Genomic DNA, 26,876 nt, shown 5'->3' on the forward strand with positions numbered 1-26,876 from the left:
TCGCAAACTCAACGTTAGCCAAGAACCACGATGACCATCCTCTTTCGCCCGCAGGGCGCCTTCGGCTGGTTCAGTTACACCACTTCCCGGGACACGATCTCTCTACTAGCCTCACTACCCTTGTACGGGATGCAGATCACCGCCGCACTGCTACGAGATTTGGTAAACGCAGTGGTCTTGTTCTGGCTGGATATGCGGATTGCGTGCACAGAAGCTCTGATTCCGAGCAATCCAGCGATTGTCGAGGAAGTGGCAAGACTGCAAGCCTTAAGGCCTGCCCTGCTCTGACTAAAACAACACCCAGCTGGAACTATCATTCCTCAAACAGGCGTGAAGCTAAACGTACTCAGCTCCAAGCCAATCAATGCTACGCACACACGCACATTCGAGGTATCGCCGCATGGATGACAAGGCCGCTGCAACCGCTGATGCTCTGGAACTGCTGTTTATGAACCAGACAGCCCTTAGGGCCGCTATCGAGGAACTTAGTACCTGGATACGCCAGCGTGGCTCTGTGAATATCCACGACAATGTGATGATAGCTTTGCAGTCCCTCGATATGAGCGCTAAGAGCATTGACCAAGGGATTGCCCGCCTACGCACAGAGCAAAACTGAGAGAAGGCCACAAACGCAATAAAACCACCGAAGGGCGGCTTTATTATGCCCATGATTCAGGGGAGTCTTAGCGGTACATGCTGAATCCGCTGCACCGCAATCCGAAACAAAGCGTGGCAAGCGAGGGATGAAATATAAGCCCCCTCAACTCTATGACTCATTGCCCTTCATTTGCCGGAACATCCTTCTCATTCACCGCCAACCAAAAAGCATTGAACTGCTCATGATCACCAGCCATTGTTTCGGGAATCAGCACTTTCATTGCACTCGTAAAATCATCAGAGAATTTGAGCTTCGCTAAATAAACATCAGTCTCAGGCAGCTCAATATATCCTTGGGTTTCGAGAGCCATCAATACTGCCGACATAGAACCAGCCAAGAAATCCTTATTTAACCCAGTATGCTTAGCAAGCTTGCTAACAAACTTATCCTCACCTTCCCTAAAGGTATATCCTCTTTTGGCGATCTCATATAGGGACAAGACTGAAATTGCCATAACTATACGATGGGGATTCACCAAAGTACTAGTTTCCGAAGACTCCGAAGTTTCTTCTTGACGCCCCGAACCCACTGAATCATTGCCCCCCTTGACTTCAACCCTGCTATTAGATGCAGAATACATATCAAGACTAGAAGTCAACGTCGTAACGCCCCCTAAAATCTCTTTAGCCGCACTAGTATTCTCTACAACCTTAGTCACCAAATCTTCTACTAAGTGGTTGATACCCTGCGAAGCAGCATGAATAGCCTTACCAGAATCAGCGATATCCTGACCTGCAGCCATCAACCTCTCGACTTGATCCCTGATTTCCACCACACTATTATTCTGCGATATAGACTGAACAAACGAATATATAATAGCTATCAAGCCAAGCATAATAGACACAAGCGTACCAGCAAATGACACATACCCCAATGCGCTTTGACTACCACTATACTGAAGTGAAAGCCAGTGAATTATAAACTGAACTAACACCAGCAAGGCTATAACAAACCACCAATCTCGCGTAGTAAATTTCTGCCTTTCACTCACAAGAATCACCCTTTCACGAAAGCTACAAATTAGAGACGGGCACAGACCATAATAAGGGGTTTTACGTCGACACTTTTAAACTTCAGACCAGAAGCTAGCAATTTGATATTTACCAGCTACCGAAATGGCCAGCAAGGTTCAAAAACGAGTGCAAATACAGTATCCGCCAGAATCGACCTCACCCATCAGCCGCTAAATGACGAATTCGTTGGCATCTGTCCAACAGTGCTATCCACCCCCGATCGTCACCATATCGGAAAGCCGCATCATTTCCGTCGTACGCGCATGGATGGTACTGGTCCGAGCGGCCATTTGCCAGCACATCGCAAAGCATCGAGTGAGGCTCGAAATAAGAGATTGGGGAAAACAGGGGCACGGGATAACATGCTGCTCATGGTGCACCACTCAGGTGAACCTAAACGCTGTCACACTTCGAGATTTTTAGCGAAAAAAGTCCTTTAGAATTAAGGACTTACAGAATTGAGGCGGCCCCACCAGCCACGCTTCGATAAACAATACCCCGCCATGGCTGCTTCCTGCCGAGCCCGACCAGATTAACGGGTAATCGTTGCGGGGACCGATGGGGCCACCATAACGAAACCCGTCAGGCTTGATCTAAAGCCTTGGACGAGTCTTCTTCGGTGTCAGACTTCAGATGACCATGTAGAGAATTGATAGCGGGGCCATTGCAGGCGACCTCAAGTACTGCAAGGTGCTCTGTCTCACCTGTTTGACACCCTTTTGTACCACCTAGAGGACAATGTGCCCCCAACGACGTACGCTCAGATAGAACAACATTAACCCCACTAGCTAGTTTGGTATTAACATGCACCATCTCATCCCGTGCATGCCGAGGATATCCAAGCGAACATGGCTAAGACTGCATCCCGAAAATGGTACGTCGTTTGGGCGGGACGCTGCCCTGGCATCTATCAGGACTGGGCGAGCTGCCAGTCACAGACCGATGGTTTCCCTGGTGCCCGCTTCAAGAGTTTCACGTCGCAGGCGGAGGCTGAGGCAGCGTTCGGGGCGAATCCAGCTGCCAGCACGTCCGCCCGTCCTGCTATTACCCGTGCAACTACAAACCCGACCAAGTCAGTCCTGACCACTCAATCGAAGCTCCAAATTAGAAAAGTAGAGGCTGACGTCGAAATCTTCGTCGATGGCGGGTGCAATCCGAACCCAGGCGAGGCCGGCTCTGGCGCAGCAGTCTACAAGCATGGTGTGCTCTCGAGTCTTTGGTACGGCAGGTACCAACCGGAAGGAACCAACAATACCGCTGAACTGGCTGCGCTTCACTACGGGCTGGTACTGGCCGGCGAGGCAACCAAGAAAGGACTCAGCGCCGCTGTATTCGCCGACTCAAGCTATGCCATCAACTGTATTACCCAGTGGGCAGTAGGCTGGGAGAAAAAGGGCTGGATACGCAAGGATGGTGACATCAAGAACCTAGAGCAGATCCAGGAAATCTACGCCGTCTACCTGCAGATCAAAGACAAGGTCGAGGTCCATCACGTCAATGGGCACATCGGTATAGAGGGTAACGAGCTCGCCGACCGTATGTCTTTGTTGGCCGTTGACGAGCTTGAGACAGGCTGGCGCCCATACCCTGAGCCGATCATCATTGATGAAGTCTTAGCCTTGCGTGCGGATTCGACTAAAGGCTTACGTCACAAACCAAGACCCACTTCAAAGCCAGGCAGCTCCAGTTAGTTTGCCTTGCAGTTCCACTATGAGACTACATGCACACAAAGGACGCAATGGAGAAGTCCGAGCAGCTACCCTAAGACTTCTGAAGCCATCTCGTTACAGTCCCGCCATTGGCGGGGCTTTCTCGTGCCCGTGATCTTCTGATGTTCGCCGCTGAGGATCGGACGTAAATCGGCGGGCGGGTTAAGCACCGGCACAGCCTGACGAGGACATCCCAAACTTTGAGGCTCCTATCCGATATTCCCGCCCTGATTCACTGACGATAGTCTCCAGCGGGTAAAGGTAGCGTAAGAGAAGCGCGGCATTCTGCCTGTTAGGCGGCAACATAATTCGCTTCAAACTCTACCTGAACCATATTACATAATTCATTAATACCAAGAAAGGCAAAAAGCCATTACATAAAAATGTGATTTGTCGGATACTGGGTGCAATCCATAACTGAATGAAGGATTCCACTAAATGGAAGGTTTTTTGCAAACTGTGGCGTTACTGCGAGCAAGATATCAGCGCCCAGCAGGCTTCAACCTCTTTTCCGTACTTCGCAGCTCAAGTGACGAAGTCCGGCTTCACTCACGCTTTCTCGCTTTTTTGCTCGACCCCAAGGCATCCCACAATCAAGGAGCATCCCTGCTGGGGCTGCTACTGGAGCAAATGAGTATCAACAACTTTAATCTGGAGAATGTGACTGTCGAGGTCGAGTACCACAACATCGACATCTTGATCCGCAACCAATGCAAGCAGGCCGTGATCATCGAGAACAAAATCTACGCTGGCGACCAGAACGAGCAGCTATGGCGCTACCACCAACGGATGCAGGCGGAAGGCTACAGCGAGATCTGGAGCACATACCTTACACTTGATGGCTCTGAGCCCAGTAAACAAAGTCGCAAGTCTTTGCCTGTAATTTCGCTCAGCTACGAAGCTGAGATAATCGCTTGGCTAAATGAGTGCATCCCACTGATCGCCCGCGAACCTGGAGTACGGGAAAGCGTTTTCCAGTACATCGAACTTATCCAAAAGCTGACATCCAGTGATCAGGACGAGATTTATATGAGCAAGCTGAAAGAACACATCCTGTTGGGTGAGAACCTCTTCGTGATCGCCGACATTAACCATGCTTACCGGTCAGTACTGACAGACCTCCAGCTTGATATTTGGGAGCGCATGACGGCTTACCAAGCTAGCCAGTACCCGCAGCTCGGCAAGCCTATAAATACGGCAACAAAGGACGCAGTTGCCGCGTATTACAAGAAGGCCAAAAACAGCAAATTCATTGGCCTTGAGTACCAATTAAATTTCATGAATGGATGTGTATACATCGAGCTGGACCACCGACTGTATTGTGGGTATGGGTGTGATGGTGATCAGCACCCAGAAGACAGAGGTCGCCTAATGGCTCTAACCCGAGAAATCGCACCTGAATCACGCAGCTCCGGCTTGTTCTGGAAGTCCCCTAAAATCAGTTTGAACCTACACACCCCTTCCAATGAGGATTTAGCGCTACTTCGGCAACCTGAGGTCAGGGAGTCGATTGCCGTGAATCTGGTCGATGACGCCCACGAACTTTGGCAGCGTGCTTACCAGCAGTTCGCTTAAGCACTCGGCACGAACACTGATACCATTACGTTTGCGATAAAGCGACTACAGACGCAGCCCCGCTAATTGCGGGGCTTTAATTAGCCCGTCGATACTTCAGGATTCTGCTTGCCAGCCGCAGTCTGTAGCCTACTCGTATAACGAGATAGCCCCCTTCAACTGCTCCGCAAATCCGTAGATGTCATCCACAGATGCAATAGGATGACGCGTCTCGTTTTTCTCAGCATCGAAGATACCTATGTACTTCTGGCTGCGATTGAAGTGCAACCGGCAAATCGGTTTACGATTGTTATCGTCCAGCAGAATCCCGAAGTAACTTTGGGTATCACGGTGAACGATCCGCTTTGCATCCACAACCGCCCGCACAATTGCCTTGACGATATGGAAGCCCTCAAGCTCCTCAAGAGTAGTTTGGATACGGTCGTCATCGTCGGATTCCTCAGCAGACTCAGGCGCCGTTGCTGCTTGAACGGCCATCATCGCATAAGACGGCTCGACCGCACCGCTCATAGCCGACTTCAGCCTGTCGTTAATCTGATCTCCTAGGAACTGGATTGCCGCCTTCCTTGTCAAGGTGGTGAATTGCTCTCTCACCTTCTGGGTAATGATCCCATCGTAGACCCGAGTAGCGAAGAACTTCACGAACTCGTCACTAGGCTGACTGAACTGCGAAGCCATCTCTTTCTTGATCTGGCCAACGTACTTCAGTTCTCCAGCAGCACTGATGATCGAGTCAACATCGAACGCAGACTTGGTTAGCTTCTGAAGCTCCGGAAGGGCGTGCTCGTCCAGATCGAGAAGGTCCAGCTCCAAGAACGGTTTCTCATCCATCTTGTTAGGGGCATCGAGGTCGGTGAAGAACCGGTAGACCTGGCCATTGGTAAGGATCGAGATACGGGCGGTGGTGACGTGGAAATACCGGAAGAGCTGACTCGCGTGATTGATATGCAGCGGCTCGCCGATCTTCTTGCACTCGATCAGGATCTGAATCTCGCCATTCTTCATGATGGCGTAGTCGATCTTCTCACCCTTCTTCGTCCCCACGTCGCAGACATACTCTGGCGTAACCTCTGAGGGATCGAAGACGTCGTATCCTAGGACGGAGTTGATGAAGGGCATGACAAAGGCAATCTTGGTCGCCTCTTCTGTCTGGATAGCAGGGCCCTGCTGGCGGATCTTGGCTGATAATGCGTTCAGTCGCTCTACGAATTCCATGTCTCGCTCCTCGCTCAGATGCCACATCCTAGTAGCAGTGCTGCCGTACTGGCAATTACAAATCACAGCGAGTGAAGGGGGAAAATCGCCACATGGGCGGATGATAGGGCGGCGCCGAGATTGGCGTAACCAGAGAGGGTATTGGAGAGGCAAGACGACGAAGCTAGAATGCTCAGTACGGTGCACCACTTCGGTGTACTACGGTACTGGTCCACTTCGAGATTTTGAGAGAAAAAAGTCCTTTAGAATTAAGGACTTGCGTAATGGAGGCGGCCCCACCAGCCACACCCCGGCACTCGATGTTCCCGCTATGGCTGCTCCCTTCCGGGCCTGACCAGGTTAACGGGTAATCAATGCGGGGGGACCGATGGGGCCACCACTACAAGGCTCGCTGAACAGCGAGTGGCGCCATTGTACCGGTCTTGGGGGCAGATACAACCTCTGGAGGAGAAAAAGTCATCATTTCTCAATGACTTGTCCGGGCCGGGGTGGACTGGAGCTGCCAATTCGCGGGTGAACCCGCTCCTACAGGGGTAGCGCTGACAGCAAGACCAGCGCAGGACCTGTGGGAGCGGGCGTGTCGAGGCGTCGAACCGCCGCGAAGCAGGCGCCGCGGTGGATGGCACGGGCTTCGCCCGTGTTCGCGGGCATGCCCGCTCCCACAAGGACCGCGCAAGCCACAGGGGATTGCGCAGGGCGTTAGACAGCGATGCCCTGTTCGCCCAGGAAGGTGACGAAGGCATCTTCATCAAGTACCTTCACGCCCAACTCACTGGCCTTGGCCAGCTTGGACCCCGCCCCCGGCCCCGCCACCACACAGTGGGTCTTGCCGGAAACCGAACCCGCCACCTTCGCCCCCAGGCTTTCCAGCTTTTCCTTGGCGACATCACGGCTCATGCGCTCCAGGGTGCCGGTAAGCACCCAGGTCTGGCCGGCCAGCGGCAAGCCTTCGGCGACTTTCTTCTCGCTGCTCCAGTGCATGCCGAACGCCAGCAACTGTGCCTCGATGTCCCGAGCCAGTTTCTGGTTGGCTTCATCCTTGAAGAACTCGCGCACGGCTTCGGCCTGCTTGGCCGCCAGGGCCTGGCGCAGGTCGATGCCGTCGGCGGCGATGATCTTGTCCAGGCTGTCGAGCTTGGCCACCAGCTTCTCGGCACCGGTCGGGCCAACCGAGGCGATGTCGAGCTTGGCGATCATGCCGGCCAGGGTGGTGCTGGCGGCGAATTCGGCAGCCAGCTCGCCTTCGTCCTGCAGTTGCATGCCGCTGTCGAGCAACTGCTTGATGACCTTGCGGTTGTGCTCGTCCTCGAAGAAGTTGTGGATCTCGTACGCCACCTCCAGGCCGATGTCCGGCAGGTAGGTGAGCACTTGCGGCAGCGCTTGCTGCACGCGCGCCAGGCTGCCCAGCGACCGGGCCAGCACCTTGGCGGTCTCCTCGCCTACGTCCGGGATGCCCAGGGCGTAGATGAAGCGCGCCAGGCCCGGGCGCTTGCTGGCTTCGATGGCATCCAGCAGCTTCTTGCTGGACACTTCGGCAAAACCTTCCAGGCCGACGATCTGGTCGAATTCCAGCTTGTACAGGTCGGCCGGCGAGCCGATCAGGCCTTCGTCCACCAGCTGCTCGACGCTCTTCTCACCCAGGCCGTCGATGTCCATGGCACGGCGTGACACGTAGTGGATGATCGCCTGCTTGAGCTGGGCGCCACAGGCCAGGCGACCGACGCAGCGGTACACCGCCCCCTCGCTGGTGGTTTCCTTGCCCTTGCTACGCTTGACCAGCTGGGTACGCTCGACCTGCGAGCCACATACCGGGCATTCGCTCGGCACCTGCACCGGGCGCGCATCTTCCGGGCGGCGCTCCAGCACTACCTGCATCACCTGCGGAATCACGTCACCGGCGCGGCGGATGATCACCGTGTCGCCAATGCGCAGGCCCAGGCGGGCGATTTCGTCCATGTTGTGCAGGGTGGCGTTGGACACGGTCACACCGGCGACCTTGACCGGTTTCAGGCGTGCCACGGGCGTTACCGCGCCGGTGCGGCCGACCTGGAACTCGACATCCAGCACCTCGGTCAGCTCTTCCATGGCCGGGAACTTGTGGGCAATCGCCCAGCGGGGCTCACGGGCACGGAAGCCCAGTTCGCGCTGGGCGGCCAGGCTGTTGACCTTGAACACCACGCCGTCGATTTCGTAGGGCAGGCTGTTGCGTCGCTCGCCGATGTCGCGGTAGTAGGCCAGGCATTCTTCAATGCCAGCGGCATGCTTGAGTTCGCGGCTGATCGGCAGGCCCCAGGCCTTGAGCTGCTCGAGGATGCCGATGTGGCTGTCGCCGATGCTCGCGGACACCTGGCCGACGCCATAGCAGCAGAATTCCAGCGGGCGGCTGGCGGTGATTTTCGAGTCCAGCTGACGCAGGCTGCCGGCGGCGGCGTTGCGCGGGTTGGCGAAGGTCTTGCCACCGGCTTCGGCCTGGGCGGCGTTGAGCCGGTCGAAACCGGCCTTGCTCATATACACCTCGCCGCGCACCTCCAGTACCGCCGGCCACCCCTCGCCTTGCAGCTTGAGCGGGATGTTGCGCACGGTACGCACGTTGGCACTGATGTCTTCGCCAGTGGTGCCGTCGCCACGGGTGGCGCCCTGTACCAACTGGCCGTCGCGGTACAACAAGCTCACGGCCAGGCCGTCGAGCTTGGGCTCGCAGCTGTAGTCGACCGCACCGGGCTGGTCGAGGCCGTCTACCACGCGGCGGCCGAACTCACGCAGGTCGGCTTCTTCGAAGGCGTTGCCCAGGCTGAGCATGGGCACTTCGTGGCGTACCTGGCTGAACGCGGCCAGGGCTTCGCCACCCACGCGCTGGGTGGGCGAGTCGGGGGTTACCAGGTGCGGGTGTTCGGCTTCAAGCGCCTTGAGCTCGTTGAACAGGCGGTCGTATTCGGCATCGGGCACGCTTGGCTCATCGAGCACGTAGTAGCGGTAGTTGTGCTGGTCGAGCTCGGCACGCAGTTCGTGGATACGGGTTTCGGCGGTCATGGGATTTGTCTTCTCTTGCAAAGCAAAAGAGCAGCCTGGGGGTGGTGCATGGGGCCTGGATTTGTGTTGCCTGCCCCGGCCCTATCGCCGGCAAGCCAGCTCCCACAGGTAAACCACAGGCCTGGAGGGCAGTGATATACCTGTGGGAGCTGGCTTGCCGGCGATAGGGCCAGTGCAGGCAACAGCATTACCCGAACCGACCAGCACGCCCTCAGGCTGCTCTTTCGTCTGGATCTGTCAGCGCTTCTGGGTCAGCGCACGGCGCTCGAACTCGACGATGCGCTGGCGGTAGTGCTCGATGGTCTGGGCGGTCAGCACGCTGCGCTGGTCGTCCTTGAGCTCACCGTTCAGTTCGTGCGCCAGCTTGCGCGCCGCAGCCACCATCACGTCGAAGGCCTGCTTCGGATGACGTGGGCCCGGCAGGCCGAGGAAGAAGCTCACCGCGCGGGTGCTGAAGTGGTCGATGTCGTCCAGGTCGAACACGCCGGGCTTGACGGCGTTGGCCATGGAGAACAGCACCTCGCCGTGACCGGCCATGCTCTCGTGACGGTGGAAGATGTCCATTTCGCCGAAGCGCAGACCGCTTTCCAGAATGTTCTGCAGCAGCGCCGGGCCCTTGAAGCCACCCTCGTCGCGGGAGATGACGCTGATCACCAGTACTTCCTCGGCCGGCGGCAGCTCCTTGACGCTGCTGCTGGCAGGCGCCGCACCGTTGCTGCGGGTGTTTTCCGCGGCAAAGTCGTCATCGCTGTCGGCAAACAGGTCGGGCTCGCGTGGCTCGGCGCTCAGGTTCAGGTCGCCCTGCTGTGCATCCGCAGCAGCGGTGGCGCGCTTGCCGCGCTTGGCAGCCTTGGCCGGCTTGGGCTCGCGCTCGCGATCACGCGCAGAAGCACTGAGCGACGGCAGGTCGCTTTCGTCCAGCTCAGGCTCCTTGTGGGTATCCAGCACCCGCGAAGGGCCAAGCACTTCGGCATTGCCCTCTTCGTCCGGCAGGTTGGAATAACTGCGATCCAGACGGAATTTCAACTTGCCTTTCCCGCCGCGCATGCGGCGCCAGCCGTCGAAAAGAATCCCGGCAATGACAATGATGCCGATGACGATCAGCCACTCGCGCAGACCGATTTCCATGTAATCCCGTGCCTCTATAAAAATATGCTTGAAAACAAAGGGTTCAAAGCCCTTTAACACGTGGCGCCAACTCTATGTTCTGACAGGCGTTTTACCCACGCAAAAAACGAGTGACATTAAGCTAGCACGACCAAAGACAACTTTACACCGTCTGTCGCACATGGCGGGGGCATTTCGCTACGGAATACGCCCTTATCGTCGAGCATCAGGCATCGACCATGGCCATGGCCTCCTCCACATCGACGGCAACCAGACGTGAACAGCCCGGTTCATGCATGGTCACCCCCATCAATTGATCCGCCATCTCCATGGCAATCTTGTTATGGGTGATGTAGATGAACTGCACGCTTTCACTCATTTCCTTGACCAGACGGGCGTAGCGCCCGACGTTGGCATCGTCCAGCGGCGCGTCGACTTCGTCGAGCATGCAGAACGGTGCGGGGTTCAACTTGAAGATGGCAAACACCAGCGCCAATGCGGTCAGTGCCTTCTCGCCGCCGGACAGCAGATGGATGGTGCTGTTCTTCTTGCCCGGTGGCCGCGCCATGATCGTTACCCCTGTATCGAGTAGATCTTCGCCCGTCAGTTCCAGATAAGCGCTGCCACCACCGAAAACTTTTGGGAAAAGTGCCTGTAATCCAGCATTTATCTGATCAAAGGTATCCTTGAAGCGGTTGCGGGTTTCCTTGTCGATCTTGCGAATGACGTTTTCCAGGGTCTCCAGGGCTTCGACCAGGTCGGCGTCCTGGGCGTCCAGGTAGCGCTTGCGCTCGGACTGCTGCTCGTACTCTTCGATGGCCGCCAGGTTGATCGCCCCCAGGCGCTGGATACGCGCCTCCAGCTGCTCCAGCTCCTGTTCGGTGCCCTGCTCGCTGGCCTCGGCCTCCAGGGTGGCGAGCACGCCTTGCAGGTCGTAGCCATCGGCCAGCAACTGCTCCTGCAGGGTCTTGCGCCGCACATCCAGGCCCTGGCACTCCAGGCGCAGCTGTTCCAGCTGGCCACGCAGCAACTGGGCCTGCTGCTCGGCCTGGGTACGGCGCTTTTCGGCGTCGCGCAGTTCGCGGTCGGCTTCGTCCATGTGCAGGCGAGCCTGGCGCATTTCCTCGTCGACGCTCATGCGCCGCTCCAGCAGCTCTTCCAGCTTCAGGCGCAGTTCTTCCTGTGGAGCCTCGCCCTCCTCCAGGTTCAGGCTCAGTTGCTCCTGGCGCTCGGTCAGGCGCGCGGCCTGCTGCTCCAGGCGCTCCAGGGCCTGCCGGGTGGAATCATGCTGTGCGCGCAGCGAGCCCAGGCGCACAGCCAGCTGGTGGGCGTGATCCTTGTGCTGGCGGGCCTCCTGGCGCACGCGATCGAGGCTTTCGCGCAGGGTGTCGCGGCGGGCCATCAACTGCTCGCGTTGCTCGGTGTCCTGGGCCATCAGCTCCAGGGCCTCCTGCAGCAGCAGGCGGGCTTCGCCCAGCTGCTCATGCTCCAGGGCGCGCTGTTCTTCCAGCTCGGTCAGCTCTTCCTGCAGGCGCCGGCGGCGCAGCTCGACCTGCTCGGCACGTGCGCGGCCAGCCGACAGGTTGGCCTTCAGCTCGCCATGCAGGCGGTTTTCTTCCTGGGTGCGACGGCGCAGTTGTTCACGCTGTTCTTCAAGGTCCAGCTGCTGCTCGCGCAGGGCCTGCAGTTGCTGTTCCAACTGCTCCAGCGCCGCTTCCTGCTCCAGTTGCTCCTGGCCCAGGCGCTCGATCTCCTGGCCGCGTGCCAGCACGCCGCCCTCGGCTTCGCCGCCACGGCGCACCCGCAGGAAGTGTCGGCCAACCCAGTAGCCATCGCGGCTGACCAGGCTCTGGCCTTCGCCGAGCGACGCGCGCTGCGCCAGCGCCTGGGCAAGGTCCTCCACGGGCTTGACCTGGCCCAGCCAGGGCGCCAGGTCGACACGGCCTTCGACCTTTTCCAGCAGGCTGCCGGGCAGCGACGAGCCGGTACCGCTCGCCAGCAGCAAGCGCAACTCGCCCTGCTCCAGGCCGGCAAAATCCAGGTTACTGAAGCCGTCCACCAGCACAGCCTGCAGGTCGGCGCCGAGCACGGTTTCTACCGCAAGCTCCCAGCCCGGCTCAACCCGCAACCCTTCAGCCAGCCGCGGCTGTTGCTCCAGGCCTTGGCCCTGCAGCCAGTCCGCAGCACCTGCACCCGGCTCCAGGGCGGCCTGCTGCAAGGCTTCGAGCGAGGCCAGGCGGCCGCCCAGGCGTTGCAGGTCGCCCTGCGCCTGCTGTTGGGCCTGGGTGGCCTGCTGCAGTTGCTCACGCGCGCCTTCCAGGCGCTCGACCACCTGCTCTTCCGACAACTGCAACTCTTCCAGCACCATTTCGCTGCTGGCCAGTTGCTCGGCCAGTTCGAGCATGGCCGCATCCTGCGGGTCGCTACCCAGCAGCTCACGCTCCTCGCCCAGCTTGCGCTGGCGCTCGGCCTGGCGTTCCAGGCTGGCCTCCAGCTGTTGCAGGCGCGCCTGCTGCACTTCGGCCTGGCGGCGCGGCTCGGCGGAACGGCTGTTGAAGCTGTCCCACTGTTCCTGCCAGCCGTGCATGCCCAGCTCGGCCTCTTCAAGGGCAGCAGTGGCTTCTTCGGCAGCGGCCAGGGTCATTTCCTGCTCGGGTTCGAGCATGGCCAGCTCTTCGCCCAAGGTAGCCAGCAGGGTACGGTCGTGGCCCAGGTGCGACTCGGTTTCCAGGCGCGTGCGCTCGGCTTCCTTGAAGTCATCCTGCAACTGGCGCAGGCGCTGCTGGCCGTGCTGGATGCTCTGCTCGACCCGGGCGATGTCACCGGCCACCGAGTAGAAACGGCCCTGCACCTGGTTGAAGCGTTCGGACAATTCGTGATGGCCATCGCGCAGGCGCTCGATGCTGGCATCGGCATTGCGCTGCTCGGCCACCAGCGCCTCATGGGACACATCCTGGTCGCCGATCACTGCCTCGCGCTGGCGCACCCGTTCGTCCAGGTCACGCCAGCGCAAGGCCGACAGGCGCGCCTTCAGCTGGCGCTCCTGGGCCTTGTATTCGCGGTACTTCTCGGCCGCCTGGGCCTGACGGTGCAGGCGCTCCAGCTGGCGCTCCAGCTCTTCGCGCAGGTCGGTCAGGCGCGCCAGGTTTTCCTGGGTGCGGCGGATGCGGCTCTCGGTTTCACGGCGGCGTTCCTTGTACTTGGAAATGCCGGCGGCTTCCTCGATGAAGTTGCGCAGCTCCTCGGGCTTGGCCTCGATCAGCTTGGAGATCATGCCCTGTTCGATGATCGAGTAGCTGCGCGGCCCCAGGCCGGTACCGAGGAAGATGTCGGTGATATCGCGCCGGCGGCACTTGGTGCCGTTGAGGTAGTAGCTGTTCTGCCCGTCGCGGGTGACCTTGCGGCGGATCGAGATCTCGGCGTAGGCGGCATATTCGCCGACCAGGGTGGTTTCGCTGTTGTCGAACACCAGCTCGATGCTGGCCTGGCTGACCGGCTTGCGGCCACTGGAGCCGTTGAAGATGACATCGGTCATCGACTCGCCGCGCAGGTTCTTCGCCGAACTCTCGCCCATCACCCAGCGCACGGCATCGATGATGTTGGATTTGCCACAGCCGTTGGGGCCGACCACGGCCGCCATGTTGCTGGGGAAGTTGACCGTGGTCGGGTCGACGAACGACTTGAACCCGGCCAGGCGAATGCACTTCAGGCGCATCGGTCAGCCTCGGGCCAACGCCGCCAGCACCAGTTCGCAACTGCGCTGGCCATAGGCGGTGAGCACCTCGCGAATGCGCGGCAGGTCACGGGCGATCACGGCGTCGAGCAGGCGGGCGAACAGGTCCAGGTAATCGATCATGTTGGCCTGGCGCTGGTCCAGCGACAGGTAGTAGGCACGGCTCATCGCCGGCTGCAGGTTTTCCACGGTTTCCTGCAGGAACGGGTTGTCGGCGAACGGATAGGCCGCCCGCATGACCGCGAAGCTGTCGGCGACGAAGGCCTTGATGTCCAGCTGATCATGGGCCCGCTGCAGGCGCTGCTGGATCTCCAGGAACGGGCGCAGGTCGGCATCGGTGCGCCATTTTTGCGCAACCGCGTTACCCAGCAGGATGTAGAACTCGCCCATCAGTGCGCACAGGCTGCGCACACTGCGCTCGTCGAGCTCGGTCACATGGGCACCCCGGCGCGGCAGGATCGCCACCAGGTGGCGGCGTTCGAGGATCAGCAGCGCCTCGCGCACCGAGCCGCGGCTGACGTTGAGAGCCTGGGTGACCTTCTGCTCCTGGATACGCTCGCCTGGCGCCAGCTCGCCGCGGATGATGCGTTCGGCCAGGTAATCGGCAATCTGCTCGGAGAGGCTGTCCGGGGCCTTGAACGTCATGGTTTTCCTTCAAAATCATTGAACTGGGCACAAGGAGCGGATTGTAGCGTACTTGGCCGGTAATCGCGCAAAGGGGCCTGGCGGTTTATTTGACCTGCAAGGCATCCAGGCGCCCGGCGCGATCTATGCTTGGGATATGGGCAATGTGTGCGGCCGGGCTTGGATATGAGCAATTTCTTGACCTTTGAGTCAGAAAAATATTGACCAGCTGGACAGCTCTTGCTTAGAGTCCGCCCAACAACAATAAAACCATTGCGAGGCCATCCCCGTGATCCAGTTTCTCGTCAACCAGGAGCTGCGTAGTGAGCATGCCCTGGACCCGAACATGACGGTGCTGCAGTACCTGCGCGAGCACCTGGGCAAACCTGGCACCAAGGAGGGCTGCGCCAGTGGTGACTGCGGCGCCTGCACCGTGGTGGTCGGCGAACTGACCCAGGACGACCAGGGCAACGACAGCCTGCGCTACCGCAGCCTCAACTCGTGCCTGACCTTCGTTTCGTCGCTGCACGGCAAGCAACTGATCAGCGTCGAAGGCCTCAAGCACCAGGGCCAGCTGCACAGCGTGCAACAGGCCATGGCCGATTGCCATGGCTCGCAGTGCGGCTTCTGCACCCCCGGCTTCGTCATGTCGCTGTTCGCCCTGCAGAAGAACAGCAGCGGCCCCGACCTGCACCAGGCCCAGGAAGCCCTGGCCGGCAACCTGTGCCGCTGCACCGGCTACCGGCCGATCCTCGACGCCGCCGAGCAGAGCTGCCGCCAGCCCTGCCGCGACCAGTTCGATGCCCAGCAGGCACAGACCATCAGCCGCCTCAAGGCCATTGCGCCGACCCAGACCGGCGAGCTGAACAGCGGCGACAAGCGCTGCCTGGTGCCACTGACCGTGGCCGACCTGGCCGACCTGTACAGCTCGCACCCCGAGGCGCGGCTGCTGGCCGGCGGCACCGACCTGGCCCTGGAAGTCACCCAGTTCCACAAGACCTTGCCGGTGATGATCTACGTCGGCCATGTGACCGAGCTCAAGCGCATCGAGAAAACCGCCAGCCACCTGGAAATCGGCGCCGCCACCCCGCTCACCGACTGCTACGGCGCACTGAACGAGGAATACCCGGACTTCGGCGCCCTGCTGCACCGCTTCGCCTCGCTGCAGATCCGCAACCAGGGCACCCTGGGCGGCAATATCGGCAACGCTTCGCCAATCGGCGACTCGCCACCCCTGCTGATTGCCCTGGATGCGCAGATCGTCCTGCGCCAGGGCGAGCGCCAGCGGGTGATGCCACTGGAAGACTACTTCATCGACTACCGCATCACTGCCCGCCAGGACAGCGAGTTCATCGAGAAGATCATCGTGCCGCGCGCCACCAGCGACTGGGCGTTCCGCGCCTATAAAGTGTCCAAGCGCCTGGACGATGACATTTCCGCCGTGTGCGGCGCCTTCAACCTGAGCATCGAAGACGGCGTGGTCAGTGGTGTGCGCATCGCCTTCGGCGGCATGGCGGCAATCCCCAAACGGGCCCGTGCCTGTGAAGCGGCGTTGCGCGGCAAGCCGTGGAACCAGGCCGCCATCGAGCGTGCCTGCCAGGCCCTGGCGGAAGACTTCACCCCGCTCAGCGACTTCCGCGCCAGCAAGGAATACCGCCTGCTGACCGCGCAGAACCTGCTGCGCAAGTACTTCATCGAACAGCAAACGCCGTACATCGAAACCCGGGTGACCGCTTATGTCTAACCATCACGTAGCCAAGAGCCAGGCCGAGATGGCCGAACTGTTCAGCCAGGACCTGACCACCGGGGTCGGCCGCAGCGTCAAGCACGACAGCGCCGACAAGCATGTGTCCGGCGAGGCGGTGTACATCGACGACCGCCTGGAATTCCCCAACCAGCTGCACGTCTATGCGCGCACCGCCGACCGCGCCCACGCGCGCATCCTGCGCATCGACACCACGCCGTGCTATGCCTTCGAGGGTGTGCGTATCGCCATCACCCACGAAGACATCCCCGGCCTCAAGGACATCGGCCCGGTGGTGGCCGGCGACCCGCTGCTGGCCATCGACAAGGTCGAGTTCTTCGGCCAGCCGGTGCTGGCCGTGGCCGCCCGCGACCTCGACACCGCACGCCGTGCGGCCATGGCCGCCATCGTCGAGTATGAAGACCTGGAGCCGGTGCTGGATGTGGTCGAAGCATTGCGCAAGAAGCACTTCGTGCTCGACAGCCACACCCACCAGCGTGGCGATTCCGCTGCTGCCCTGGCCAGTGCCCCGCACCGCATCCAGGGCACCCTGCACATCGGTGGCCAGGAGCACTTCTACCTGGAAACGCAGGTTTCCTCGGTGATGCCCACCGAAGACGGCGGCATGATCGTCTACTGCTCCACGCAAAACCCCACCGAAGTGCAGAAACTGGTCGCCGAAGTACTCGACGTGCCAATGAACAAGGTGGTGCTGGACATGCGCCGCATGGGTGGCGGTTTTGGTGGCAAGGAAACCCAGGCCGCCAGCCCGGCGTGCCTGTGCGCCGTGGTGGCGCGCCTGACCGGCCAGCCCACCAAGATGCGCCTGCCACGGGTCGAAGACATGACCATGACCGGCAAGCGCCACCCGTTCTACGTCGAGTACGACGTGGGCTTCGACGACGACGGGCGCCTGCACGGCATCAACTTCGACCTGGCCGGCAACTGCGGCTACTCGCCCGACCTGTCCGGTTCGATCGTCGACCGCGCCATGTTCCACTCCGACAACGCCTACTACCTGGGCGATGCCACCGTGCACGGCCACCGCTGCAAGACCAACACCGCTTCCAACACCGCCTACCGCGGCTTCGGCGGCCCGCAGGGGATGGTCGCCATCGAGCAGGTGATGGACCACATCGCCCGCCACCTGGGCCGCGACCCGCTGGCGGTGCGCAAGGCCAACTACTACGGCAAGACCGAACGCAACGTCACCCACTACTACCAGACGGTCGAGCACAACATGCTCGAAGAGATGACCGCCGAACTGGAAACCAGCAGTGACTATGCCGAGCGCCGCGAGTCGATCCGCCGCTTCAACGCCAACAGCCCGATCCTGAAGAAGGGCCTGGCGCTGACCCCGGTCAAGTTCGGTATTTCGTTCACTGCCACCTTCCTCAACCAGGCCGGTGCGCTGATCCATATCTACACCGACGGCAGCATCCACCTGAACCACGGTGGCACCGAGATGGGCCAGGGCCTGAACACCAAGGTGGCGCAGGTGGTGGCGCAGATCTTCCAGGTCGATTTCAGCCGTATCCAGATCACCGCCACCAACACCGACAAGGTGCCCAACACCTCGCCGACCGCGGCCTCCAGTGGTGCCGACCTGAACGGCAAGGCGGCGCAGAACGCTGCCGAAATCCTCAAGAAGCGCCTGACCGAGTTCGCCGCGCGGCACTACCAGGTGACCGAGGAAGACGTCGAGTTCCGCAACGGCCATGTGCGCGTGCGCGACCAGATCGTCAGCTTCGAGCAGCTGGTGCAGCAGGCCTACTTCGCCCAGGTGTCACTGTCCAGCACCGGCTTCTACCGCACGCCGAAGATCTACTACGACCGCAGCCAGGCACGTGGCCGGCCGTTCTACTACTTCGCCTTCGGCGCCGCCTGTGTGGAAGTGGTGGTCGACACCCTGACCGGCGAATACAAGATGCTGCGCGCCGACATCCTGCACGATGTGGGTGATTCGCTGAACCCGGCCATCGACATCGGCCAGGTGGAAGGCGGCTTCATCCAAGGCATGGGCTGGCTGACCACTGAAGAACTGGTGTGGAACGCCAAGGGCAAGCTGATGACCAACGGCCCGGCCAGCTACAAGATCCCGGCAGTGGCCGACATGCCGCTGGATTTGCGGGTAAAGCTGGTGGAGAACCGCAAGAACCCGGAAGACACCGTGTTCCACTCCAAGGCCGTGGGCGAGCCGCCGTTCATGCTCGGCATCGCTGCCTGGTGCGCGATCAAGGACGCCGTGGCCAGCATCGCCGACTACCGCGTGCAGCCACAGGTGGATGCGCCGGCGACGCCGGAGCGGGTGTTGTGGGGTTGCGAGCAGATGCGCAAGGCAGTGGCAGCAGCGCAACCTGCCGAGCCGGAGCTGGAAACCGTCACTCACTGAGGTTGGGTGGGCGCCTGTTCGGGCCCTATCGCCGGCAAGCCGGCTCCCACAGGTACTGCACCGCTGGCAAGCCCTGTGTTGTACCTGTGGGAGCCCGGCTTGCCGGCGATAGGGCCAGTACAGGCCACCTGAAATGAGGATCTGCATCATGCACCAATGGATCAACGCCCTCGCCGACCACCAGTCCCGTGGCGAAGCCTGCGTGCTGGTTACCATCATCGAGGAACGCGGCTCGACCCCGCGCAATGCCGGCTCGAAAATGGTCGTCAGCGCCAGCGGCCTGTTCGACACCATCGGCGGCGGCCACCTGGAATACAAGGCCCTGCACATCGCCAGGCAGATGCTCGAAGAGCACCGCACTACCCCGCACCTGGAGCGCTTCAGCCTCGGTGCCAGCCTTGGCCAGTGCTGCGGCGGCGTCACTGTGCTGCTGTTCGAACCCATGGCAGCGGTGCAGGCGCAGATCGCGGTGTTCGGCGCGGGCCATGTCGGCCGGGCTCTGGTACCCTTGCTCGCCGCGCTGCCCTGCCGGGTGCGCTGGATCGATTCGCGCGAGCAGGAATTCCCTGCCCTGATCCCCGACGGGGTGACCAAGGTGGTCAGCGAGGAGCCGGTCGACGAAGTGGCAGACCTGCCGCCAGGCTGCTACTGCATCGTCATGACCCACAACCACCAGCTCGACCTGGAACTGACCGCCGCCATTCTCAAGCGCAACGACTTCACCTGGTTCGGCCTGATCGGCTCGAAGACCAAACGGGTCAAGTTCGAGCACCGCCTGCGCGAGCGCGGCTACGACGATGCCGTGATGGCGCGCATGCGCTGCCCGATGGGCCTGGCCGAGGTCAAGGGCAAGCTGCCCATCGAGATTGCCGTGTCCATCGCCGGTGAAATCATCGCCACCTACAACGCCTGCTTCGGCCAGCACGACGCTGCCGCCAATGCCGGCCCCATTGCCCAGTTGCTGCCGCCTTCCCGGCGCAGCCAAGCCATTTGACGAGTGTGTTATGACCGTTACCCGCAAAGCCTACCGTGCCGCCATCCTGCACAGCATCGCCGACCCGGCCGAGGTGGGCCTGGAGGCTTCCCATGAATACTTCGAGGACGGCCTGCTGGTAGTCGACGACGGCCGCATCCGCGCCGTTGGCCACGCCGCCGAACTGTTGCCGACCCTGGACGCCGATATCCCGGTCGAGCATTACCAGGACGCGCTGATCACCCCGGGCTTCATCGACACCCACATCCACTTCCCGCAGACCGGCATGATCGGCTCCTACGGCGAACAGCTGCTGGACTGGCTGAACACCTACACCTTCCCCTGCGAAAAGCAGTTCGCCGACAAGGGCCACGCCGACCAGGTGGCGAAGATCTTCCTCAAGGAACTGCTGCGCAACGGCACCACCACCGCGCTGGTGTTCGGCAGCGTGCACCCGGAATCGGTCAATGCCCTGTTCGAGGAAGCCGAACGCCTGGACCTGCGCCTGATCGCCGGCAAGGTGATGATGGACCGCAACGCCCCGGATTACCTGACCGACACCGCCGAGTCCGGCTATGCCGAAAGCAAGGCACTGATCGAGCGCTGGCATGGCAAGGGCCGCCTGCATTATGCAGTCACCCCGCGCTTCGCCCCGACCAGTACGCCTGAGCAGCTGACGCTGGCAGGCCAACTGCTGAAGGAGCACCCGGGCGTGTACATGCACACGCACCTGTCGGAAAACCTCAAGGAAATCGATTGGGTCAAGTCGCTGTTCCCCGAGCAGAAGGGTTACCTGGACGTATACGACCACTTCGAGCTGCTGGGCGAACGCTCGGTATTCGCCCATGGCGTGCACCTGTGCGATGACGAATGCCAGCGCCTGGCCGAAACCGGCTCGGCCGTGGCCTTCTGCCCCACCTCCAACCTGTTCCTCGGCAGCGGCCTGTTCAACCTGCCCCAGGCCGAGCGCTTCAAGGTCAATGTGGGCCTGGGCACCGACGTTGGCGCCGGCACCAGCTTCTCGCTGCTCAACACCCTCAATGAAGCGTACAAGGTGATGCAGCTGCAGGGCGCGCGCCTGCACCCGTACAAGTCACTGTACCTGGCCACCCTCGGCGGCGCCCGCGCGCTGCGCCTGGACGACCGCATCGGCAGCCTGCGCCCGGGCAACGATGCCGACTTCGTGGTACTGGACTACAAGGCCACGCCACTGCTGGACTACCGCATCCAGCAGTCCAACAGCATCGAGGAGACCCTGTTCGTGCTCACCACCCTCGGCGACGACCGCACCGTGCGTGAAACCTACGCCGCAGGGCGTTGCGTGCACCAGCGCTAAGGTTCTTTTGCCAGGCCCCGGTACAGTGCGCCGCCGATCGCAGCACCAATCAGCGGCGCCACCCAGAACAGCCACAGCTGTTGCAGGGCCCAGCCACCGACGAACAAGGCCGGCCCCGTGCTACGCGCGGGGTTGACCGAGGTATTGGTCACCGGGATCGAGATCAGGTGGATCAGGGTCAGGGCCAGGCCGATGGCGATCGGTGCAAAACCCGCTGGCGCCCGAGCGTCGGTGGCGCCCATGATCACCACCAGGAACATCGCCGTCATCACCACTTCACTGACAAAGCCCGCCCCGAGCGTGTAGCCGCCGGGCGAGTGGTCGGCGTAGCCGTTCGAAGCCAATCCCGCAGACAGCTCGAAACCTGCCTTGCCGCTGGCAATGAGGTAGATCACACCTGCCGCCAGGATGGCGCCGATCACCTGGGCGATCACGTAGGGCAACAGCTCTTTGGCCGGGAAGCGCCCGCCCACCACCAGCCCGAACGACACGGCGGGGTTGAGGTGGCAGCCGGAGATATGGCCGATGGCGAAGGCCATGGTCAGCACGGTGAGGCCGAAGGCGAAGGCGACGCCGAGTACACCGATGCCGATGGGGGAACTGGCGGCGAGTACCGCACTGCCACAGCCGCCAAGCACCAGCCAGAAGGTGCCGACAAGCTCGGCGCCCATGCGTTTACCGAGGGACATGCTCATGAGTCCATTCCTCAAGAAGTTGAACGCAACGAATGCGCAAGCCCAACTGCTTGATGAAGGTTTGCTCACAAGAATTTAGCAGACCTTTGATCAATGACCAGAAATGGCTGGGGCCGCTTCGCGCCCCATCGCCGGCAAGCCAGCTCCCACAGGTGTGGGAGCTGGCTTGCCGGCGATGGGCTGCAAAGCAGCCCCCTTCAGTCAACCAGGCAAACGATCAACCCTTGACCGATACCTTGGGCTTTTTCAGCAAGTGCGAGAACACCGCATGCAGATCGTCCGAGGCACTCTCCTCGTCCAGGTTCAGCTTGCTGTCGATGTGGTCCATGTGGTGCATCATCAGGCTCACCGCCTGCTCGGCATCGCGCGCCTCGATGGCATCGATCAGCTGCATGTGTTCGTCATACGAGCAATGCGAACGGTTGCCGCTTTCGTACTGGGCAATGATCAGCGAGGTCTGCGACACCAGGCTGCGCTGGAAGCTGACCAGCGGCGCATTACCTGCGGCCTCGGCCAGCTTGAGGTGGAATTCGCCGGAAAGACGAATGCCGGCACCGCGGTCACCACGGGAGAAGCTGTCGCGCTCCTCACGCACCATCTGCCGCAGCTCGTTGAGCTGCTCGAGGGTAGCGTGCTGCACGGCCAGTTCGGTGATGGCCCGTTCGACCATGCGCCGGGAGAAGAACACCTGGCGGGCCTCTTCCACCGTCGGGCTGGCCACCACCGCGCCGCGGTTCGGCCGCAACAGCACCACGCTTTCGTGGGCCAGGCGCGACAAGGCGCGGCGGATGATGGTGCGGCTGACGCCGAAGATCTCGCCCAGCGCTTCCTCGCTCAACTTGGTGCCCGGTGCCAGACGCTGCTCGAGGATCGCCTCGAAAATATGCGCGTAGACGATGTCGTCCTGGGTACCACTGCGGCCAGCCTTGCCGGTACGCGCAGGTTTCTTCAGAGGTTGCAGCTGTTCGTTCATGGGCTCTCGAGGCACGAAGGAAAGTATGGCGCCATTGTACACAGGCTGAGCCGTTTCTGCAGGTGGCCTTTTACCTATATAGCCGTTGTACGACGCATTGCGCACACAAAAGATAAAACATTATTTGCATTCTTTGTACACAAAAGCATAATCCACCGAGCAACTTCTTGACCCATAAGTCAACAAACCGGTCAGACGTCTGCCTTCCCTCGCGGAGCCGCCAAGTGCATTGCGCAGGCCCCTGGCTCCATAACAACAAGAAAGACTTGAGGAGTACTCGCTGTGGAAAGCCGCAAATCCGAAGCCCCTACGCTGGATCTTGCCCCACCGCTCGAAACGAGCTGGCTGGAGCGGATTTTCAAACTCAAGCAACACGGCAGCACCGTCAGAACCGAAATGATCGCCGGGGTGACCACCTTCATCACCATGGCCTACATCATCTTCGTCAACCCCAACATCATGGCCGACGCCGGCATCGACCACGGTGCCGCCTTTGTCGCCACCTGCATCGCCGCCGCGCTGGGTTGCCTGCTGATGGGCCTGTACGCCAACTGGCCGGTGGGCCTGGCGCCGGGCATGGGGCTTAACGCCTTCTTCACCTACACCGTGGTCGGCACCATGGGCTACAACTGGGAAACGGCACTGGGCGCAGTATTCGTCTCGGGTGTGCTGTTCATGTTCCTGACCTTGTCGAAAGTGCGCGAATGGTTGCTCAACAGCATCCCGGTCAGCCTGCGCCATGCCATGGGGGCCGGCGTCGGATTGTTTCTCGGGCTGATCGGCCTGAAGACGGCAGGCATCATCGTCGACAGCCCGGCCACGCTGATCAAGCTGGGCTCGCTGCATGAACCGGGGCCGCTGCTGGCTGCGGTGTGCTTCCTGCTGATCGCCATCCTCAGCTACAAGCGGGTGTTCGGTGCGATCCTGATCAGCATCATCGGTGTCACCCTGGCCGGCTGGGGCCTGGGCCTGGTGAAATTCGGCGGGGTGATGTCGATGCCGCCAAGCCTGGCACCGACCTGGATGGCCATGGATGTGGCTGGCGTGTTCAACGTCAGCATGATCAGCGTGGTGCTGGCGTTCCTGTTCGTGCACATGTTCGACACCGCCGGCACCCTGATGGGCGTGGCGCAGCGGGCCAACCTGGTGGCGCCGGACGGGCGTATCGAGAACCTGTCGAAGGCGCTGAAGGCTGACAGTGCTTCAAGTGTGTTCGGCGCCGTGGTCGGCGTGCCGCCGGTGACCAGTTATGTGGAAAGTGCTGCGGGTGTAGCGGCGGGCGGTCGTACTGGCCTGACTGCAGTGGTGGTCGGCCTGCTGTTCATCGCCGCGATGTTCTTCGCCCCGCTGGCCGGGATGATTCCAGCCTACGCGACGGCCGGCGCGCTTATTTACGTGGCGATGCTGATGATGGGCAGCATGGCGCACATCCACTGGGACGAAGCCACCGACAGCATTCCGGCGATCGTCACAGTGATCATGATGCCGCTGACCTTCTCGGTCGCCGATGGTATTGCCTTGGGCTTCATAAGCTATGTGGCGTTGAAGGCAGGTACCGGCAAGTACAAGGAAATCTCCGCCAGCCTGTGGGTGCTGTGCGCGATCTTCATTGCCAAGTTCGTGTTCCTCTGACCCCTGCTGCACCAACCAAGGGCGCCTCGGCGCCCTTTCTTTATTGCTACAGCCTGTACCGGCCTCTTCGCGGGCTTGCCCGCTCCCACAGGATCACCACAGCCTTCAAACCCGGCGCCGTACCTGTGGGAGCGGGCAAGCCCGCGAAGAGGCCGGTGCAGGCGATACAAAAACAGCAGACGAAAAAAAGCCCGCCAGTGTGAGAGCGGGCCAAAGGACCTACGAAGATTCTTCTAGCGACCAACTAGCTTCCACGATAGGTCGAATAGCTGTACGGCGAGATCAGCAGCGGCACGTGGTAGTGCTCCTGCTGCTCGTCGATGCCAAAGCGCAGCACGACAACATCCAGGAACGCCTGGGCCGGCAGCTGTACACCGCGAGCGCGGTAGTAGTCGCCAGCGCTGAACTGCAGCTGGTAGACGCCGGTACGGTAGTCGTCACCCTGCAGCAGCGGCGCGTCGACACGGCCATCGCTGTTGGTCAGGGCAGTGTTCACCAGCTCCAGCTGCTGGCCTTCGACACGGTACAGCTCGACCTTGATCGAGCTGCCCGGGCAGCCATGCGCGGCATCCAGTACGTGTGTGGTCAAACGTCCCATTGCTTGTCGCCTCTTGTTCAATCTGTGGGCAAAAAATACACGGCCATCATCACGCCAAAGGGCCTGCGATGTGCGGGAATGACGCCATTAAGACATTCCACCGCAAAATTGTACACAATTTTTTGAGCCCTTCTGTCGCACCCTACGTTTCTTGCCCATAAACGACCCATCGGTCGCAAATACAGGCGCCGTAAAGACGCAAACGTCATTAGCTGACCAATCAGGCAGGTTTCTTGCACTGCTTTTCCAGGTCGCTGCGAGGCGACAAAAGGGAAGAAATGCGGAAAAACAGGCTTACAAAAGATTTCAGAAGTTGTATACAATCAGCCCATCCGGTGGTGCGACATACCGACGCGGCCCGCCCACCCCCCGCACTAACGCACAAGAAGGAAGACTGCAGTGAGCGCTGACTACCCTCGCGACCTGATCGGTTACGGCAACAACCCTCCTCACCCGCAATGGCCGGGCAACGCTCGCATCGCGCTGTCTTTCGTCCTCAACTACGAGGAAGGTGGCGAACGCAACATCCTGCACGGTGACAAGGAGTCCGAAGCATTCCTCTCGGAAATGGTCGCCGCCCAGCCACTGCAGGGCGTGCGCAACATGAGCATGGAATCGCTGTACGAATACGGCAGCCGCGCCGGCGTATGGCGCTTGCTGAAGCTGTTCAAGGACAGCGGCGTGCCACTGACCATCTTCGCCGTGGCCATGGCCGCCCAGCGCCACCCCGACGTGATCCGCGCCATGGCCGAGGCCGGCCATGAAATCTGCAGCCACGGCTACCGCTGGATCGACTACCAGTACATGGACGAGGCCCAGGAGCGCGAGCACATGCTCGAAGCCATCCGCATCCTCACCGAAATCACCGGCGAGCGCCCGCTGGGCTGGTACACCGGCCGCACCGGCCCGAACACCCGTCGCCTGGTGATGGAGGAAGGTGGCTTCCTGTACGACAGCGACACCTATGACGACGACCTACCCTACTGGGAGCCGAACAACTCTACCGGCAAGCCGCACCTGGTGATCCCCTACACCCTCGACACCAACGACATGCGCTTCACCCAGGTACAGGGCTTCAACTGCGGCGAGCAGTTCTTCCAGTACCTGAAGGACGCCTTCGATGTGCTGTACGCCGAAGGCGCCGAAGCACCGAAAATGCTGTCCATCGGCCTGCACTGCCGCCTGGTCGGCCGTCCGGCACGCCTGGCCGCACTGAAGCGCTTCGTCGACTACGCAAAAAGCCATGACCAGGTCTGGTTCGCCCGTCGCGTGGACATCGCCCGCCACTGGCACGCCACCCACCCGTACAAGAAAGAGAACGCCTGATGACCGCCTTCAACACCCTCAAGCCATCCGCCCTGGGCCGTGACGCCTTCGTCAAGGCATTCGCCGACATCTACGAGCACTCGCCGTGGGTAGCCGAAAAAGCCTATGACCTGGGCCAACTGGGCGAGCTGGACGAGATCGAGGCGCTGCACCAGCGCATGAGCGACATCCTGCTCAGCGCCAACCACGCCGACCAGCTGGCGCTGATCAACGCTCACCCGGACCTGGCCGGCAAGGCCGCCATCCAGGGCGAGCTGACCGAATCGAGCACCAACGAGCAGGCCGGCGCCGGTATTCACCAGTGCACCGCCGAAGAGTTCGCCCGTTTCACCGAGCTGAACGACGCCTACAAGGCCAAGTTCCAGTTCCCGTTCATCATGGCGGTTAAAGGCAGCAACCGGCACCAGATCCTCGCCTCCTTCGAAAAACGCATCCACAACGATGCCGATGCCGAATTCAAGGAAGCCCTGGCGCAGATCAACCTGATCGCCCTGTTCCGCCTGCTGCAGCTGTAAAGCCGCCGCAACGCTTGAGCCTTATCCA

Annotated in this window: 20 protein-coding genes and 1 other RNA gene; 11 read left to right on the top strand and 10 right to left on the bottom strand. The window is 60.8% G+C overall.

The genetic code is table 11. The features are described 5' to 3' along the window. Positions 1–30 precede the first annotated feature (30 nt). Both CAG34_RS25425 and CAG34_RS25430 read left to right on the top strand, forming a co-directional pair. Positions 31–288, top strand: a complete 258-nt coding sequence (locus CAG34_RS25425; RefSeq protein ID WP_085593137.1) for a hypothetical protein — start codon at positions 31–33, stop codon at positions 286–288. A 112-nt stretch (positions 289–400) separates the two neighbouring features. After that, positions 401–616, top strand: a complete 216-nt coding sequence (locus CAG34_RS25430) for a hypothetical protein (protein ID WP_085593139.1) — start codon at positions 401–403, stop codon at positions 614–616. Between the two features lie 157 nt (positions 617–773). On the opposite strand, the gene CAG34_RS25435 is transcribed toward CAG34_RS25430, so the two are convergent. After that, the gene (locus tag CAG34_RS25435) at positions 774–1,649 is read right to left on the bottom strand and encodes a hypothetical protein (protein ID WP_143516540.1); all 876 of its coding nucleotides are present in this window, start codon (positions 1,647–1,649) and stop codon (positions 774–776) included. An 870-nt stretch (positions 1,650–2,519) separates the two neighbouring features. Between CAG34_RS25435 and CAG34_RS25440 the strand changes: the two genes are divergently transcribed. Beyond that, the gene (locus CAG34_RS25440) at positions 2,520–3,362 is read left to right on the top strand and encodes a viroplasmin family protein (protein WP_085593143.1); all 843 of its coding nucleotides are present in this window, start codon (positions 2,520–2,522) and stop codon (positions 3,360–3,362) included. Positions 3,363–3,818: 456 nt separating this feature from the next. Further along, positions 3,819–4,955 (top strand): PD-(D/E)XK nuclease family protein, encoded by a 1,137-nt coding sequence (locus tag CAG34_RS25445; protein WP_085593145.1) that lies wholly within the window; start codon positions 3,819–3,821, stop codon positions 4,953–4,955. 129 nt (positions 4,956–5,084) lie between these two features. On the opposite strand, the gene CAG34_RS25450 is transcribed toward CAG34_RS25445, so the two are convergent. The 6 genes from CAG34_RS25450 to CAG34_RS25475 form a co-directional block, all read right to left on the bottom strand. Continuing rightward, entirely contained in the window at positions 5,085–6,170 is a 1,086-nt protein-coding gene (locus tag CAG34_RS25450; RefSeq protein ID WP_085593146.1) for a type I restriction endonuclease, read from the bottom strand. A gap of 273 nt (positions 6,171–6,443) precedes the next feature. Further along, positions 6,444–6,540: signal recognition particle sRNA small type (gene ffs, locus CAG34_RS25455), an RNA gene on the bottom strand. 329 nt (positions 6,541–6,869) lie between these two features. Then, complete coding sequence (gene ligA / locus CAG34_RS25460) at positions 6,870–9,200, bottom strand: NAD-dependent DNA ligase LigA (RefSeq protein WP_085593148.1); 2,331 nt, start codon at positions 9,198–9,200, stop codon at positions 6,870–6,872. Positions 9,201–9,437: 237 nt separating this feature from the next. Continuing rightward, positions 9,438–10,328 (bottom strand): cell division protein ZipA, encoded by an 891-nt coding sequence (gene zipA / locus CAG34_RS25465; protein WP_015271153.1) that lies wholly within the window; start codon positions 10,326–10,328, stop codon positions 9,438–9,440. Between the two features lie 205 nt (positions 10,329–10,533). After that, the gene (gene smc, locus CAG34_RS25470; RefSeq protein ID WP_085593150.1) at positions 10,534–14,022 is read right to left on the bottom strand and encodes a chromosome segregation protein SMC; all 3,489 of its coding nucleotides are present in this window, start codon (positions 14,020–14,022) and stop codon (positions 10,534–10,536) included. A gap of 3 nt (positions 14,023–14,025) precedes the next feature. After that, complete coding sequence (locus CAG34_RS25475; RefSeq protein ID WP_015271155.1) at positions 14,026–14,685, bottom strand: GntR family transcriptional regulator; 660 nt, start codon at positions 14,683–14,685, stop codon at positions 14,026–14,028. A gap of 268 nt (positions 14,686–14,953) precedes the next feature. Between CAG34_RS25475 and xdhA the strand changes: the two genes are divergently transcribed. The 4 genes from xdhA to guaD all read left to right on the top strand — a co-directional run bounded on the left by xdhA (position 14,954) and on the right by guaD (position 21,109). Further along, positions 14,954–16,408 carry a xanthine dehydrogenase small subunit gene (gene xdhA / locus CAG34_RS25480; RefSeq protein ID WP_085593152.1) on the top strand — a complete coding sequence of 485 codons (1,455 nt, stop codon included), beginning with the start codon at positions 14,954–14,956 and terminating at the stop codon, positions 16,406–16,408. Next, complete coding sequence (xdhB, locus tag CAG34_RS25485; protein WP_085593154.1) at positions 16,401–18,800, top strand: xanthine dehydrogenase molybdopterin binding subunit; 2,400 nt, start codon at positions 16,401–16,403, stop codon at positions 18,798–18,800. Before xdhA ends, xdhB begins: the two co-directional genes overlap by 8 nt. A 148-nt stretch (positions 18,801–18,948) precedes the next feature. Continuing rightward, positions 18,949–19,794: a xanthine dehydrogenase accessory protein XdhC gene (gene xdhC / locus CAG34_RS25490; protein ID WP_025340026.1), complete on the top strand. Its 846-nt coding sequence runs from the start codon at positions 18,949–18,951 to the stop codon at positions 19,792–19,794. Between the two features lie 10 nt (positions 19,795–19,804). Further along, positions 19,805–21,109 carry a guanine deaminase gene (guaD, locus tag CAG34_RS25495; RefSeq protein WP_075045889.1) on the top strand — a complete coding sequence of 435 codons (1,305 nt, stop codon included), beginning with the start codon at positions 19,805–19,807 and terminating at the stop codon, positions 21,107–21,109. On the opposite strand, the gene aqpZ is transcribed toward guaD, so the two are convergent. Beyond that, entirely contained in the window at positions 21,106–21,804 is a 699-nt protein-coding gene (gene aqpZ / locus CAG34_RS25500) for an aquaporin Z (protein WP_046615033.1), read from the bottom strand. The two genes, guaD and aqpZ, sit on opposite strands and share 4 nt — an antisense overlap. 217 nt (positions 21,805–22,021) lie before the next feature. Next, on the bottom strand, positions 22,022–22,777 hold the full coding sequence (locus tag CAG34_RS25505) for a GntR family transcriptional regulator (RefSeq protein WP_003259493.1): 756 nt from the start codon (positions 22,775–22,777) through the stop codon (positions 22,022–22,024). A gap of 282 nt (positions 22,778–23,059) precedes the next feature. Between CAG34_RS25505 and CAG34_RS25510 the strand changes: the two genes are divergently transcribed. Then, positions 23,060–24,409, top strand: coding sequence for an NCS2 family permease (locus CAG34_RS25510; RefSeq protein ID WP_013973528.1), 1,350 nt, complete (start codon positions 23,060–23,062; stop codon positions 24,407–24,409). A 244-nt stretch (positions 24,410–24,653) separates the two neighbouring features. Here the strand turns inward: CAG34_RS25510 and uraH are convergent, their stop codons facing one another. Then, positions 24,654–25,007 (bottom strand): hydroxyisourate hydrolase, encoded by a 354-nt coding sequence (gene uraH, locus CAG34_RS25520; protein ID WP_003259496.1) that lies wholly within the window; start codon positions 25,005–25,007, stop codon positions 24,654–24,656. A gap of 399 nt (positions 25,008–25,406) precedes the next feature. Between uraH and puuE the strand changes: the two genes are divergently transcribed. Both puuE and uraD read left to right on the top strand, forming a co-directional pair. Continuing rightward, a complete protein-coding gene (gene puuE, locus CAG34_RS25525) occupies positions 25,407–26,333 on the top strand; it encodes an allantoinase PuuE (protein WP_025340029.1) in 927 nt (308 codons plus the stop codon). Next, a complete protein-coding gene (uraD, locus tag CAG34_RS25530; RefSeq protein WP_025340030.1) occupies positions 26,333–26,848 on the top strand; it encodes a 2-oxo-4-hydroxy-4-carboxy-5-ureidoimidazoline decarboxylase in 516 nt (171 codons plus the stop codon). The genes puuE and uraD overlap by 1 nt, the downstream gene beginning before the upstream one ends. Positions 26,849–26,876 lie beyond the last annotated feature (28 nt).

The sequence above is a fragment of the Pseudomonas sp. B14(2017) genome (genome assembly GCF_002113255.1).
Classification (GTDB): Bacteria; Pseudomonadota; Gammaproteobacteria; order Pseudomonadales; family Pseudomonadaceae; genus Aquipseudomonas; species Aquipseudomonas putida_Z.